This window comes from Streptacidiphilus sp. P02-A3a, assembly GCF_014084105.1.
Classification (GTDB): domain Bacteria; phylum Actinomycetota; class Actinomycetes; order Streptomycetales; family Streptomycetaceae; genus Streptacidiphilus.
Map to the genome: position 1 here is coordinate 256,885 of NZ_CP048289.1, position 13,322 is coordinate 270,206.

The 13,322-nt window shown below is 71.4% G+C and carries 13 protein-coding genes and 1 pseudogene; 9 read left to right on the plus strand and 5 right to left on the minus strand.

All coding sequences use genetic code 11. The features are described 5' to 3' along the window. The first annotated feature begins 162 nt into the window (after nt 1–162). Nucleotides 163–1,125, plus strand: a complete 963-nt coding sequence (locus tag GXP74_RS01205; protein WP_225447641.1) for a ScbA/BarX family gamma-butyrolactone biosynthesis protein — start codon at nt 163–165, stop codon at nt 1,123–1,125. 86 nt (nt 1,126–1,211) lie between these two features. Here GXP74_RS01205 and GXP74_RS01210 read toward each other — a convergent pair whose 3' ends face one another. The 3 genes from GXP74_RS01210 to GXP74_RS01220 all read right to left on the minus strand — a co-directional run bounded on the left by GXP74_RS01210 (nt 1,212) and on the right by GXP74_RS01220 (nt 3,718). Continuing rightward, complete coding sequence (locus tag GXP74_RS01210; protein ID WP_182449557.1) at nt 1,212–1,649, minus strand: MarR family winged helix-turn-helix transcriptional regulator; 438 nt, start codon at nt 1,647–1,649, stop codon at nt 1,212–1,214. A 117-nt stretch (nt 1,650–1,766) separates the two neighbouring features. Next, entirely contained in the window at nt 1,767–2,675 is a 909-nt protein-coding gene (locus tag GXP74_RS01215) for a zinc-binding dehydrogenase (protein WP_182449558.1), read from the minus strand. A 53-nt stretch (nt 2,676–2,728) separates the two neighbouring features. Beyond that, the gene (locus GXP74_RS01220; protein ID WP_225447642.1) at nt 2,729–3,718 is read right to left on the minus strand and encodes an NAD(P)-dependent oxidoreductase; all 990 of its coding nucleotides are present in this window, start codon (nt 3,716–3,718) and stop codon (nt 2,729–2,731) included. Between the two features lie 218 nt (nt 3,719–3,936). Here GXP74_RS01220 and GXP74_RS01225 point away from each other — a divergent pair, with 218 nt between their 5' ends. The 4 genes from GXP74_RS01225 to GXP74_RS01240 all read left to right on the plus strand — a co-directional run bounded on the left by GXP74_RS01225 (nt 3,937) and on the right by GXP74_RS01240 (nt 7,645). Then, nucleotides 3,937–5,007, plus strand: a complete 1,071-nt coding sequence (locus tag GXP74_RS01225; RefSeq protein WP_182449559.1) for an aldo/keto reductase — start codon at nt 3,937–3,939, stop codon at nt 5,005–5,007. 69 nt (nt 5,008–5,076) lie between these two features. Further along, nucleotides 5,077–5,835 (plus strand): SDR family oxidoreductase, encoded by a 759-nt coding sequence (locus GXP74_RS01230; protein ID WP_182449560.1) that lies wholly within the window; start codon nt 5,077–5,079, stop codon nt 5,833–5,835. Between the two features lie 104 nt (nt 5,836–5,939). Continuing rightward, nucleotides 5,940–6,746, plus strand: coding sequence for a putative quinol monooxygenase (locus tag GXP74_RS01235; RefSeq protein WP_182449561.1), 807 nt, complete (start codon nt 5,940–5,942; stop codon nt 6,744–6,746). 128 nt (nt 6,747–6,874) lie between these two features. Beyond that, the gene (locus GXP74_RS01240) at nt 6,875–7,645 is read left to right on the plus strand and encodes an SDR family NAD(P)-dependent oxidoreductase (RefSeq protein ID WP_182449562.1); all 771 of its coding nucleotides are present in this window, start codon (nt 6,875–6,877) and stop codon (nt 7,643–7,645) included. A gap of 122 nt (nt 7,646–7,767) precedes the next feature. On the opposite strand, the gene GXP74_RS01245 is transcribed toward GXP74_RS01240, so the two are convergent. Beyond that, the gene (locus tag GXP74_RS01245; RefSeq protein WP_182449563.1) at nt 7,768–8,151 is read right to left on the minus strand and encodes a MerR family transcriptional regulator; all 384 of its coding nucleotides are present in this window, start codon (nt 8,149–8,151) and stop codon (nt 7,768–7,770) included. A 78-nt stretch (nt 8,152–8,229) separates the two neighbouring features. Continuing rightward, entirely contained in the window at nt 8,230–8,727 is a 498-nt protein-coding gene (locus tag GXP74_RS01250) for a helix-turn-helix domain-containing protein (RefSeq protein ID WP_182449564.1), read from the minus strand. A gap of 104 nt (nt 8,728–8,831) precedes the next feature. Between GXP74_RS01250 and GXP74_RS01255 the strand changes: the two are divergent. The 4 genes and pseudogenes from GXP74_RS01255 to GXP74_RS01270 form a co-directional block, all read left to right on the plus strand. Further along, nucleotides 8,832–9,434, plus strand: a pseudogene (locus GXP74_RS01255) (PaaI family thioesterase); the annotation flags it as partial. Nucleotides 9,435–9,535: 101 nt separating this feature from the next. Beyond that, entirely contained in the window at nt 9,536–10,684 is a 1,149-nt protein-coding gene (locus GXP74_RS01260) for a N(5)-(carboxyethyl)ornithine synthase (RefSeq protein ID WP_370468361.1), read from the plus strand. Between the two features lie 51 nt (nt 10,685–10,735). Then, nucleotides 10,736–11,701, plus strand: coding sequence for a helix-turn-helix domain-containing protein (locus tag GXP74_RS01265; protein ID WP_182449567.1), 966 nt, complete (start codon nt 10,736–10,738; stop codon nt 11,699–11,701). Nucleotides 11,702–11,830: 129 nt separating this feature from the next. Continuing rightward, complete coding sequence (locus tag GXP74_RS01270; RefSeq protein ID WP_182449568.1) at nt 11,831–13,231, plus strand: G1 family glutamic endopeptidase; 1,401 nt, start codon at nt 11,831–11,833, stop codon at nt 13,229–13,231. The last annotated feature ends 91 nt before the right edge of the window (nt 13,232–13,322 follow it).

Below are 13,322 nucleotides of genomic sequence, written 5' to 3' on the forward strand. Positions count from 1 at the left end.
ACCCATGGTCAACCCTGTGTATACCGGTGGGCACGGATCCGTGACCGCTTACGCGGTCTGTTTTCCCGCATCGTGAAAAGCGGCCAACTTCTTCGAAATTCCATGTAAAAACTGCTAGTTGGGTCTTGATGGGCCTTAAAAACAAACCGGCCAGTCTGTAGGATGTACCTGTCTTTCGACCGCTCTAAGGGGGGAGCAAGCGAAGTGGCACAGCTACTGGAAACACCGCCGAACGCCGTCCTGTTCGACCGGACGGTGGATCGGGCCCTGGTACACCGATCAGCCGTGTCCGAGGTCCTGCTGACCGACTGGCGCTCCGTCGGTGAGCTGGACTTCACCGTCGGTGCCCAGTGGCCGCGCGGACACAGCTACTATCCGCCGGTCGCCGACCTCTGGTACGACCCGGTGCTGATGGCGGAGACCATCCGCCAAGCCGGCCTGCTCCTCGCCCACGGCGCCTTCGGCGTCCCACTCGGTACCCAGTTCCTGATGGGTGACCTCTCCTTCGACGTCGACCCCGAGGGCCTGGCCTGCCACGGCCGGCCCGCTGACCTGTCCCTGATGGTGACCTGCGGCGAACTCCGCAGACGTGGCAGCACCATCTCCGGTATGCGGATCGAGGTTCATGTGATCCGCGACGGCCGCCCGCTGGGCACCGGCAACGGGGTGCTCAGCTGCGCCTCGGCCGCCGCCTACCGGCGGTTGCGCGGCGAGCGCGGCGGGGTGGCGCACCGGGGGCGGCTGCCGCTGCCGGTACCGCCGCCGCTGGTCGGCCGGGACCGGAGCACCGACGTGGTGCTCGCGCCGACCGCCGACCGCCAGGTCTGGGAGGTCCGTTCCGACCTGCGGCATCCGGTGCTGTTCGACCACGAGGTCGACCATCTGCCGGGCATGGTCCTGGTCGAGGCGATGCGCCAGGCCGCCTGCCTGGCCACCGGTTGGCCGGAGCTGCTGGTCACCGGGCTGAGCTCGCGGTTCCAGAAGTACGTCGAGTTCGACCGGCCGTGCCTGGTCCGGGCCGAGGCGGGCCCGGCCGCGCTCGGCGGCACGCCGGTACGGGTGCTGTTGGAGCAGGACGGCGAGACCGTCGCCGACGGTCGGCTGCTGGTGCGCTCCACCGGCTGATCACGCCCGCGGACCCCTTCCGCTGCCGGTGCGGCCGGCCGGTTCCGCCGCCGGTTCGGCTGCCGGGGCGGGAGGGGTACTGCGGGTCAGACGTCGGTCTGTGCCTTGGCCAGCGCGGTGGTGCAGCGGGCCAGCAGCTTCAGCAGCTGCTGTCGTTCCTTGGCGTTGAACTCGGCGTCCAGCGCCTGCTCCACGGCCATCGCCGGGACGTCGGCCTTCGCCAGCAGGGCGCGGCCGGTGCGGGTCAGCCGGGCTTCGAGGATGTGGTTGTGGATCGGGTGGGGCTTGCGCTCAACCAGACCGCGCCCCTCCAGGGTGCCCAGGACGGAGGACATGGTCTGCGGCGTCACCAGGCACCTGCGGGCGAGCGCGGCCCCGGACAGGCCCGGCTCCTCCCAGAGCACCAGCAGCACGGTGTACTGCGGGGTGCTCAGCTTGAACGGACGGAGGGCTGCGTGTTTGGCCGCGATCAGTTCCTGTTCGGCGCGCTTCAGGTGGTGGCCAAGGCGCTGGTCGATAGGCATGCTCATACTTCCCTGTATATCAGGAGTCTTATCTTTCTCTGAAGCCTTGTGCATGAGACGGCGGGCCCGCCGCCGACCGGTGGGGTCGGTGTGCGGGCCCGCCAGGGGTGCGTCCGTTCAGCCGAGGGTAAGTACGGCCTTGCCGGTCACCTGGCGGTCCCGCACGGCGGTCAGTACCTCGTTGACCTGCTCCCACTCCCGCTCCAGCGAGATCTCCACGGACAGCTTCCCGTCCGCGACCAGCTGCGCCAGCGCCGCCAGGTCCGGGGCGACCGGGGCGCCGGTGACGAAGACGAAGTGCCGCAGCACGGCCTGCTCGTGCCCGCCGAAGAACTGGAAGAAGGAGACCGGGGTGGGCTCGCCGGAGGAGTTGCCGTAGCTGAAGACCGTCCCGCCGGGGCCGACCAGGTTCAGTGCGGCGGTGAGCGACGCGCCCCCGGCCGCCTCGTAGACCGCGTCGAACGGGCCCTCGGCGGCGGCCGCGTCGGTGACCACCTCGGCCGCGCCCAGCGCGTCGAGGCCCTTGGCCCGCTCGGCGTTCCGGGCCACGGCGGTGACCCGGGCCCCGGCCGCCGTGGCCAGCTGCACCAGGATCCGGCCGACGCCCCCGGCCGCGCCGGTGACCAGCACCCGACGGCCCAGCAGCGTGCCCGACTCGCGGACCAGGCGCAGCGCGGTGAGCGCGGCCACCGGCAGCGTGGCCGCCTCGGCGAAGCCCACCGCGTCCGGGATCGCTGCGACCGCCTCGGCCGGGACGGCGATCTGCTCGGCCCAGCTCCCGTCGGCGAGCGAGAGCGCCACCACCCGCTGACCGGCGGTGAAGCCGTTGCCACTCGCCGCGACCACCCCGGCGACGTCCCATCCCGGACGCCAGCCCTCGGCGTTGCCGGGCAGGTTGAGGATCTCGCCGCGGTTGACCGAGACCGCCCTGATGTCGATCAGGACGTCGCCCGGGCCCGGCTCGGGCGCCGCGACCTCGCGGAAGGCGACGTCGCCGGTGGCGGGCGTGTTGACTATGGCTCGCATGGTGGTCATGTCCTTTGCGTGGTCTGGCCGGACGGTCGGCCCGGCGGTCGTGCCTACTTGGTGCCGGCGTCCTTGGTGGTGGCGACGAGGTAGGTGGCGGACAGGTCCTTGCCGCCGTGGCCCTCCTTGATGGCGCGCTGGAAGCGCTCGGCGACCGCGGCCAGCAGGTCCAGCTGGACCCCGGCCGACTCCGCGTCGCGCAGGATCAGCTGGGCGTCCTTGGCGGCGGTGGCCAGACCGAAGTTGGGCGAGAAGTCGCCGTTCACGATCGCCGCGGCCTTCGCCTGGAGGTAGGGGCTGTCCAGGCCGCCTCCGGCGATGGTGCGGGCGAACAGGTCCTTCTCCAGGCCCAGGCCCTCGGCCAGCGAGATGGCCTCGGCGGCGGCGGTGACCGTGGCCAGCACCCAGCTGTTGACGACCAGCTTGAGCCGGGTGGCGGCGGCGGACGCCGGGTCGGAGTCGAGCCAGACGGTGCGCGCGGCGACGGCGTCCAGGGCGGCGGCGGCCTCCTCCTTGGCCCGGTCCGAGCCGGCCGCGAACACCAGCAGCTGCCCGGCCTCGGCCGGCTGGCGGGTGCCCAGTACCGGCGCGTCGACCAGGTCGAGGCCGTTCGCCTCGGCGAAGGCCGCCAGCTCGGTGGCGGCGGAGACGCCCACGGTCGAGGTCTGCAGCCAGACCTGGCCGTCGGTCAGTCCGGCCTGGGCGGCGTTCATGGCGGCCAGCACGGCCGGGCCGTCGGTCAGCATGGTGATGATCACGTCGGCGTCGAGCACCGCCTCGGCGGCGGTGGCGGCGACGGTGGCGCCGGACTCGGCCAGCGGCGCGGCCTTGTCCTGGCTACGGTTCCAGACGCGGACCTCCAGGTCCGCCCGGCGCAGGCTGCGGGCCATGCCCGCGCCCATGATCCCGGTGCCGAGGACCGCGACCACCCGGGCGCTCATCGCGCACCGCCCGTGGGCCGCTGCTTCGCCGACGCGCGGCGGACGACTGTCATGACGCTCACAGTCCGTTTCTCCTCTGCGGACATGACGCCGAAGCGTCAATGGTTTGACTCGCCTTCAGAACCATAACACCGTTCGATCTCTTATGTTAGTAGTGCTTCGATCCTCTGTAGCAAGTCGCAGGACGACCCTTGACGGTGAATCATTCGATCTCTTATGGTCATTCAGGATCGTATGGAGGTCGGAACACTGCGGGCAGGTCGGGCTCGGACCTGCCGCTCCCGCCGTCACTGAGCTGTCACTGACAGGAGAAACTCGCGATGCGCTACCGCTATCTCGGCGACACCGGCCTGGCCGTCTCGGAGCTCTGCTTCGGCGCCATGACCTTCGGCGGAGGGGCCTCCTTCCTCGGCGCCCCGGACCGCAACTGGTCCGAGTTCGGCACCGTGGACGACCGGAACGTCCACCAGCTGATGGACACCGCCCTTGAGGCCGGCATCAACTTCTTCGACACCGCCGACGTCTACAAGAACGGCACCGGTGAGGAGTTCTTCGGGCAGACCCTCAGCAAGGTGCGGGACCAGGTGATCATCGGCACCAAGGGCCGGTGGCGGGTCAGCGGCGAGGGCCCCAACGACTTCGGCGCCACCCGCCACCACCTCTACGAGGCGGTCGAGTCGAGCCTGCGGCGGCTGCGCACGGACTACATCGACCTCTACCACATCCACGGCTTCGACCCGCGGACCTCGCTGGACGAGACGCTGCGGGTGCTGGACGACCTGATCCGGGCCGGGAAGATCCGCTACATCGGCGTCTCCAACTTCGCGGCCTGGCAGCTGATGAAGGCGCTGTCGGTGTCCGACCGGCGCAACCTCAGCCGCTTCGTCTGCTACCAGGGCTACTACAACCTCGGTGCCCGCGACCTGGAGTGGGAGATCGTCCCGCTCGCGGTGGACCAGAAGGTCGGCATCACCGCCTGGAGCCCGCTCGCCGGCGGCTTCCTGACCGGCAAGTACCACCGCGGCGAGGGCCGTCCGGCCGGCAGCCGGCTGTCCGAGGCGACCCCGGCCGAGTCCGCGCCGCTCACCAACGAGGAGCAGGCGTACGACATCGTCGACGAGATGCGGCGGATCGCCGACGAGCGCGGGGCCACGGTGGCGCAGGTGGCGATCAACTGGGTGCTGGCCAAGCCCGGCATCACCTCGGCGGTGATCGGCGCCACCAAGCTGCACCAGCTGGAGGACAACATCAAGGCCATGTCCTGGGAGCTGACCGCCGAAGAGGTGCTCAGCCTGGACAAGGTCAGCCAGGCCCCGGTGCCCTACCCGTACTGGCACATCGCCACGGTCGGCGCCGACCGCAAGCTGCCGGGCGACATCTACCCGGCCTGAGCCCGTCACGGGCGGCGGGCCGCGGCGTTCCTCGGCCCGTGAACTGAACCGAGAGGAATGAGTACTCCCATGTCTGGACTCCTGGACGGTCGTGTCGCCGTGGTCACCGGCGCGGCGAGCGGGATCGGCGCCGCCACCGCCCGGCTGCTGGCCGAACGCGGAGCGAAGGTCGCGCTGCTGGCCCGCCGCGGGGAGCGGCTGGAGCAGCTGGCCGCCGAGATCGCCGCCGCCGGGGGCGAGGCGCTGCCGGTGGTCACCGACGTCACCAGCGGCGAGCAGCTGGCCGCCGCGGCCGACACGGTGAGCGGCCGACTGGGCACCACCGACCTGGTGGTCACCGGCGCCGGGGCGATGCTCACCTCGCCGTTCGAGCTCGGCCGCACCCAGGAGTGGGAGCGGCAGATCGACACGAACCTCACCGGTCTGATCCGCACCATCCACGCGTTCACCCCGCAACTGCTGGAGGCCGCCTCGCTCGGCCGGGTCGCGGACGTGGTGACCATCTCCTCGATCGGCGCGCAGATCCAGGCGCCCAACTTCGCGGTGTACTGCGCGACCAAGGCCGCCACCAGCCACCTGTCGCGCAACCTGCGCACCGAGTTCGGGCCGCGCGGTGTCCGCTTCACCAACCTCGAACCGGGCGTGGTGGACACCGAGTTGATGGAGCACCTGGACGACCCGGCCTCGTCCGAATGGCTCCAGGGGCTGATCAAGTCCATCGACGTGCTCTCCGACCGCGACATCGCCGAGGTGGTCGGCTACGCGGTGGCGCAGCCCAAGCACGTCAACCTCACCCAGATCGTCGTGATGCCCACCCAGCAGGTGTGAGGCCTCCGACGGCTCCGGGCCACCTGGCCACAACCCGCAAGACCCGCACCGCCCTTGGCGGGACCGGGACCACCCACCAGGACCCACCGGAATGGAGATCCACCATGAAACTCCGTCGCATCCTCGCCCCGATCGCGCTCACCAGCGCCCTGTTGATCGCCGCACCGGCCGCCATGGCCGCTGACGGGGCCGCTGGGCCGATAGCCGCCGACCACGACGTCAACACCTCCGAGTACACGGTCGTCGCCTCGTACCAGAACATCTCGGCCGCCGCGCTGAAGACGGTCACCACCGCCGCGCAGCGCGACGCCTACGAGTCGCTGAAGCACGAGCGGGGCACCCTCAGCGTCCACGTCGTCCCCGACCCCGAGGACGCGACCCGGCTGATCGTCGCCGAGACCTTCACCGACAAGCGGGCGTTCGAGGCGCACCAGCGCGGCGCGTACGAGCGTGCCTTCCGCGCGGTGGCGGCCCGCCACGGCGTCAGCGCCCCCGACTACGAGATCAAGGACACCTCGCTGGTCGCCACCACCGGCGGCAAGACGGCCTACGAGAAGGCCGACAACGGCGGCTCGGTGTTCACCGTCGTGGCCGAGTTCTCCAACGTGCTGCCGGAGTGGCGCAACGACTTCATCGCGATCGCGCAGGCCGACGGCTACGGCTCGCTCACCGGTGAGCCCGGCACCCTCGGCTTCTTCTTCGTCCCGGACACCAGCGACCCCACCCGGTTCGTCTTCCTGGAGACCTTCACCAACCTGGCGGCGTTCGAGGCGCACAAGAACGACACCCCGGCCCAGGCGTACCTGGCGCTGGTCGCCAAGGCGGGCATCGTCGGCCCGGACTTCTTCGTGACCGGCTCCGACAGCGGCTTCACCGAGCCCGGCGGCACCTCGGTCCCGAACCAGCGCTGACCCCCCGTCAGCACCGGTCGCAAGGTGGCGGAACCGTGAACTACGGTTCCGCCACGCCCAGTTGGCCCACAGAGTTCACACCGGCCACCTACACTCCCGGTTCCGACCATGCCGAGGGGGGACACCCGATGTCCGATCAGCAGCTCCTGCCCGGAAAGACCGTACTGATCACCGGGGCGAGCAGCGGGATAGGCGCGGCCGCGGCCCGCCTGTTCGCCGCCGAGGGCGCGACGGTGGTGCTCGCCGCCCGCCGCGAGCAGCACCTGGCCGACCTGGTGGACGAGATCACCGGAAAGGGCCTCGAAGCCGCCTACGTGGTCACCGACGTCTCCTCGTCCGCCGACGTCGAGCGGGCGGTCAGCACCGCCGTGGCGCGCTACGGCAGGCTGGACGCCGCCTTCAACAACGCCGGCTACGCCGCCGAGCAGACCCCCATGCACCTGATGGACGACTCGGTCTTCGAGACCATCCTGGACGTCAACCTGCGCGGGGTCTGGTACTGCCTGCGGCACGAGATCACCGCGATGCTGCGCACCGGCGGCGGCGCGATCGTCAACACCAGCAGCGTCGGCGGCCTGGTGGCCACACCGGTGGCGGCGCCGTACGTGGTGGCCAAGCACGCGGTGGTGGGGCTGACCCGGGCGGCGGCCAACGAGTACGGCGCGCGCGGGATCCGGGTCAACGCGATCGCCCCGGGCACCACCCGGACCGAGATGGTCGAGGCCTGGCTGGAGATCCGCCCGGACATCGAGCAGGTGCTGCACGCGGCCACCCCGCAGCCGCGCACCGCCGCCCCGGACGAGGTGGCCCAGGCGGCGGCCTGGCTGTGCAGCGACCGCGCCTCCTTCGTCACCGGCGCGACGCTGCCCGTGGACGGCGGCTTCACCATCCGCAAGTAGCCCGCCGCCGAGCCGCCGACACCGGTTGTCCGGAGCGGGCGCGGTTGGCCGGTCACGGTTACTCGGTCACAGCTGCCCGGTCACAGCTGCCCGGTCACAGGTGCCCAGTCACAGCTGCCCGGTCACAGCTGCTCGGTCAGCAGTGCGCAGGCGTCGACGCTCATGCAGCCGCAGGCCAGGCAGGCGGCCACGGAGTCGCGCAGCCGCTGGGTCTGCTCGATGAAGCGGTCGAGTTCCGGGAGTTTGCGTTCGGCCAGGGTCCGCCACTGCCGGGTGGCGCCCTGGCCGGGCGCGCCCTCCAGCAGCTCGCGGATCTCGGCCAGGGTGAACCCGGCCCGCTGGGACATCCGGATCAGCGCCACCCGGCGCAGCGTGGCGGCGGGCCACAGCCTGCGCCCGCCCTCGCGTCGGGCGGTGGGCAGCAGTCCCAGGCTCTCGTAGTAGCGCAGCGCGGAGGGCCGCACCCCCGCCTGCCGGGCCAGCTCCCCGATCCCCAGGTATCGCACCGGACCGCCCCCTCCTGGCCGGGTCTGGACCGGCCTGCCTGCTGCTGCCGAGGGTACCGGCGACCGCCGATGCGGCGGTCAGCGGCGGCGGCTGCCGGGGCCGGGGCGGACCGAGACCCGGGGGCGCTCGCCGAGGTCGTGCCCCGCGTCGCAGCCGACGGTGACCCGCACCGGCGCGCCGCAGCCGTGGTGGGTGGGCACCGCGGGCGGCCCGTCCGGACCGGCCAGGTGCCGGTCGCCCCAGCCCATGAACGCCAGCAGGATCGGCACCAGCTCCCGCCCGGCGGGCGTCAGCCGGTACTCGTGCCGCTCCCGGGCGCCCTCGGCCCGGTACGCCGAGCGGCTGAGCAGTCCGGCCTCGGTGAGCGTGGCCAGCCGCCGGGAGAGCACGTTGCGGGCCACGCCGAGGTGGTCGGTCAGCTCGTCGAAGCGGCGGATCCCGTTCGCCACGTCGCGCAGCACCAGCAGCGTCCAGCGGTCGCCGATCAGCGCCAGGGTGCGGGCGATCGAGCAGGTCTCGCTGTCGTACGCGCTGAACGCGACGACCGGGGGGTCGGCTTCGGGGGCGGTACTCATGGTCCGAATCCTAGCCTGCTGAGTTGCGCAAGAGAACTCAGCTGTCCTAGCGTGGCCGCACAGCCCGCCCGCCGAGCCCGCTCGCCGAGCCGGAGCGCGAACGGGCTCGGCAGCGACAGCGACAGTGGCAGCGACAGCAAAAGGGGCGACCGATGACCGGCACCAGGCAGTCCGACCAGCTCGACCCCGCCGCCCCGGTCACGGACGAGGGTCCGGCGGCGGTGGTCCGCGAGCGCACGTACGGCTGGGCCGATCCGCAGCAGACGGCCGGGGCCGGGATCGGGCTCAGCGGCATGGAGTTCTTCACCGCGCTCACCGAGGGCCGGGTACCGCGCCCGCCGATCATGGACACGCTCGACTTCGACGGCATCACTTTCGACGAAGGCCGGGTGGAATTCCGGATGACCCCCAAGGAGTTCCACTACAACCCGATCGGCACGGTGCATGGCGGGGTGTTCGCCACCCTGCTCGACTCCGCCTGCGGCTGCGCCGTGCACACCCGGCTCCCGGCCGGGGTCTTCTACACCAGCCTGGACCTCTCGGTGAAGTTCCTGCGCCCGGTCACCCTCGCCACCGGCCCGATCACCGCCATCGGCTCGGTGGTCCAGCTCGGCCGCCGCACCGCGCTCGCCGAGGGGCGCCTGGTGGACGCCGAGGGCCGGCTCTACGCCACGGCCACCAGCAGCTGCCTGGTGATGCGCTCCTAGGGCCGGTCTTCCGGCGCCGGATCATTCGCGGTTGATTAGGCGGCGCGTGCTACAAATGAATTAATCAAAGGGGTATTTTGCGACAACTCAATCTCGGCATCATGGCGCGGTCACGCAAGGAGAACGAACACCGGCTGCCCGTTCATCCGGCGCATTTCGACCGGATCGCCCCGGGCCTGCGCCGCCGGATCCACCTGGAGCAGGGCTACGGCGAGCACTTCGGGGTCGCCGACGAGCAGCTGGCCCCGCTCGTTGCCGGGGTGCTCCCGCGCGCGGAGCTCATCGCCCGCTGCGACGTGGTGCTGATGGCCAAGCCGCTGGCCGAGGACGTCGCCGACCTGCGTGAGGGGCAGATCCTCTGGGGCTGGCCGCACTGCGTCCAGGACGAGGCGATCACCCAGTTGGCGATCGACCGGCGGCTGACCGTGATCGCGTTCGAGGCGATGAACCACTGGACCAGCGACGGCTCGTTCAACCTGCACGTCTTCCACAAGAACAACGAGCTCGCCGGATACTCGTCGGTGCTGCACGCCATGCAGTTGCGTGGTTCGACCGGCGACTACGGCCGACGGCTGCGCGCGGTGGTGATCGGCTTCGGCGCGACCGCGCGGGGCGCCGTGACCGCGCTCAACTCCCTTGGCGTGCACAACGTCGACGTGCTCACCGCCCGTGGCGTCACCGCCGTCAGCTCGCCGATCCACTCCGCCCGGATCGTCCAGTTCGACCACGACGAGGCGGACGACACCACCGACCCCCGGCGCAGCCACGCGCTCACCCAGGACGGCCGGATCCCGTTGGCCGAGTTCCTCTCCGGCCACGACATCATCGTCAACTGCGTCCTCCAGGACACCGGGGCGCCGCTGACCTTCCTGATCGACGAGGACCTCGGCACGCTCGCGCCCGGCACCCTGGTGGTCGACGTCTCCTGCGACGCGGGCATGGGCTTCAGCTGGGCCCGGCCCACCAGTTTCGACGAGCCGATGTTCACCGTCGGCGACAACGTGCACTACTACGGCGTCGACCACAGCCCCTCCTACCTGTGGAACTCCGCGACCTGGGAGAACAGCGAGGCGCTGATCCCGCACCTGGAGACCGTCCTGGGCGGCCCCAGCGCCTGGGACGCGGACGAGACCATCCGCCGGGCCATCGAGATCCGCGAGGGCGCCGTCCAGAACCCGGCGGTACTTGCCTTCCAGCACCGTGCGGCCGAGTACCCGCACCTCGTCAGGCAGCCGGTCGGACAGCTGTAACCGCAGTCGCGACAGCAGCCGGTCGCCGGTGCGATCACTATGCTGTGCGCCATGTCTGACGCACTGTTGGAACCGGTCGGACTCGGCCCCGCCGAGAGCGCCCTGTACCTGCGGGTGCTCTCGGCGCCGCGCGCCACGACCACCGAACTCGCGGCGGCGGTCGACTCCACGCCCGCCCGGATCCGGCCCTGCCTGCGCCGCCTGGTCGACTCCGGCCTGGTCACCCGGCTCAGCGGCTCGCCCGCCCGCTACACGGCGGCCCCGCCCGAGGTCGCCGTGGACGCCCTGGTCGCCAACCGGCAGGAGGACCTGGAGCGGTTCCGCGCCCGTGCCCGCGAGCTCGGCGAGCGCTTCCGCAGCGCGGAGACCGGTGCGGTGGGCGACCTGGTCGAACTCATCGAGGGACCGAGCGCGATCCGGCACCGGGTGGAGCAGATGCAGCTCGGCGCCGAGCAGCAGATGAAGGTGGTCGACTGCCCGCCGTACTTCGACAGTCCGGTCGCCAACCCGATCGAGTTCCAGCTGCTCCGGCGCGGTGTCGCCTGCCAGGTCATCTACGACGCCTCCGGCCTGGAGGGCAAGCGGCGGATGGACTTCACCATGACCTGCATCGCGGCCGGGGAGCAGGCCCGCAGCCTGCCCTCGGTCCGGATGAAGATGCTCATCGCCGACCAGCGCGAGGCGATGATCCCGCTGAGCTTCGCCGCCACCGAGCCGACCGCCGCCATCTTCGTCCGCGCCTCGCCGCTGCTCACCGCCCTGGTCACCTGTTTCGACCTGCTGTGGGAGCGGGCCGTGCCGATCGCGGTCACCGGCGCCGCGCCGGACCTGCTCGACCAGCGGGATCTGGAACTGCTGACCATGCTCGCCGGGGGCGTCAAGGACACCGCGATCATCCGCGCGCTGGGCATCACCCAGCGGACGATGACCCGGCGGGTGGGGCACATCATGACGGTCCTGGATGCCCGGACCCGCTTCCAGGCCGGACTGCAGGCGGCCAGGCGCGGCTGGCTCTGAGCCGGTGGCGAGTTGTGGCCACTGTCCAGCTATCGGCATTGTGGCGGGTCACCACGCACTCCACCATTCACGTGATTGCCCGGCGCTGGTTCGCTGGTCCGGGCCCACGTCCAGACGAGGAGTGGTTACGTGCGCATTCTCCGAACCCTGTCCACGGCGGCGCTGGCGCTCGCGCTGTCGTTAGCCGGTGGCGCCATGGCCCAGGCGGCGACCCCGTCGTCCGCCGGGTCCGCGACCGTCCACCCCGCGACCGTCCACCCCGCGACCGTCCACCCCGCGACCGTCCACCCCGCGACCGTCCACCCCGCGACCGTCCACCCCGCGACCGTCCACCCCATGACCGTGCACCCCATGACCGTGCACCACGGGGCCGACAGCCGCCCGCGCCCCGACGCGGTCACCGTGCCGGTGCAGAACCTGGCGCACTTCTCCCACCTGCTCAACGCCAAGCAGCATTCCGCCGCCACCCAGACCAGTACCAACTGGGCCGGATACGCGGCCAACGGCGGTTCCTACTCCACGGTGACCTCCAGCTGGGTGGAGCCCTCGGTCCAGTGCACCTCGGACGGCATCGTCGCGTTCTGGATCGGCCTGGACGGCTGGGGCAGCACCACCGTCGAGCAGGACGGCACCGGCGTCGACTGCTCCAGCGGCTCGCCGGAGCCCTTCGCCTGGTGGGAGACCTACCCGGCGAACTCCATCCAGGAGTACAACGAGCCGGTGGCCGCCGGGGACAGCCTGACCTCCACCGTCACGTACCAGAGCAATGGCACATATGACCTGGTACTCACGGACAGTACCGAGGGCTGGACCGAGAACAACGTGGTCAACAAGCCCTCGGGCGCCACGAACGCCAGCGCCGAGGTGGTGGCCGAGGCGGTCACCTCCGGGAGCAGCGTGACCCAGCTGCCGAACTTCGGCTCGATCCGGTTCACCGGCTCCACCATCGACAACGGCTCGCTGCAGGCCGCCTCCGCCCAGGCCATCGACATGACCAACAGCGGCGGCACGGTGATCGCCTCGACCGGTGCCGACGACAGCTCCGGGGACTTCACCGTCGGCTACGGCAGCGGCACCCCCACCGGCAACACCGTCAGCGTCAGCAACCCGGGCGCCCAGTCCAACGCCGTCGGCACCGCCGCCGACCTGCAGATCAACGCGACCGACTCGGCCGGGTCAGCGCTCAGCTACACCGCGACCGGGCTGCCGCCGAAGGCCTCGATCAGCCAGTCCGGCCTGATCACCGGCGCGTTGAACACGGCGGGCAGCTACACCGTGGTGGTGACCGCCACCGACTCCACCGGCGCCAGCGGCAGCGCGTCCTTCGTCTGGACGGTGGGCAGCGGCACCACCCCGCCGCCGCCCACCACCTGCACCGGCCTGACCGCGTGGAGCGCCGGGGCGTCCTACGTGCCGGGCGACACCGTCGCCTACAACGGCGACAAGTGGACCTCCACCTGGTACTCCACCGGTGCCACCCCGGGCGCGGCCGGCTCCTGGGCCGTCTGGACCAACGACGGCGCCTGCTGACGTCAACGACCCCCACCCGCCCCCGGTTCGCACCCCCACCTCACGCGAACCGGGGGCTTCGGCCGGGACAGGGTGGCCGGGTGCGCGCTCG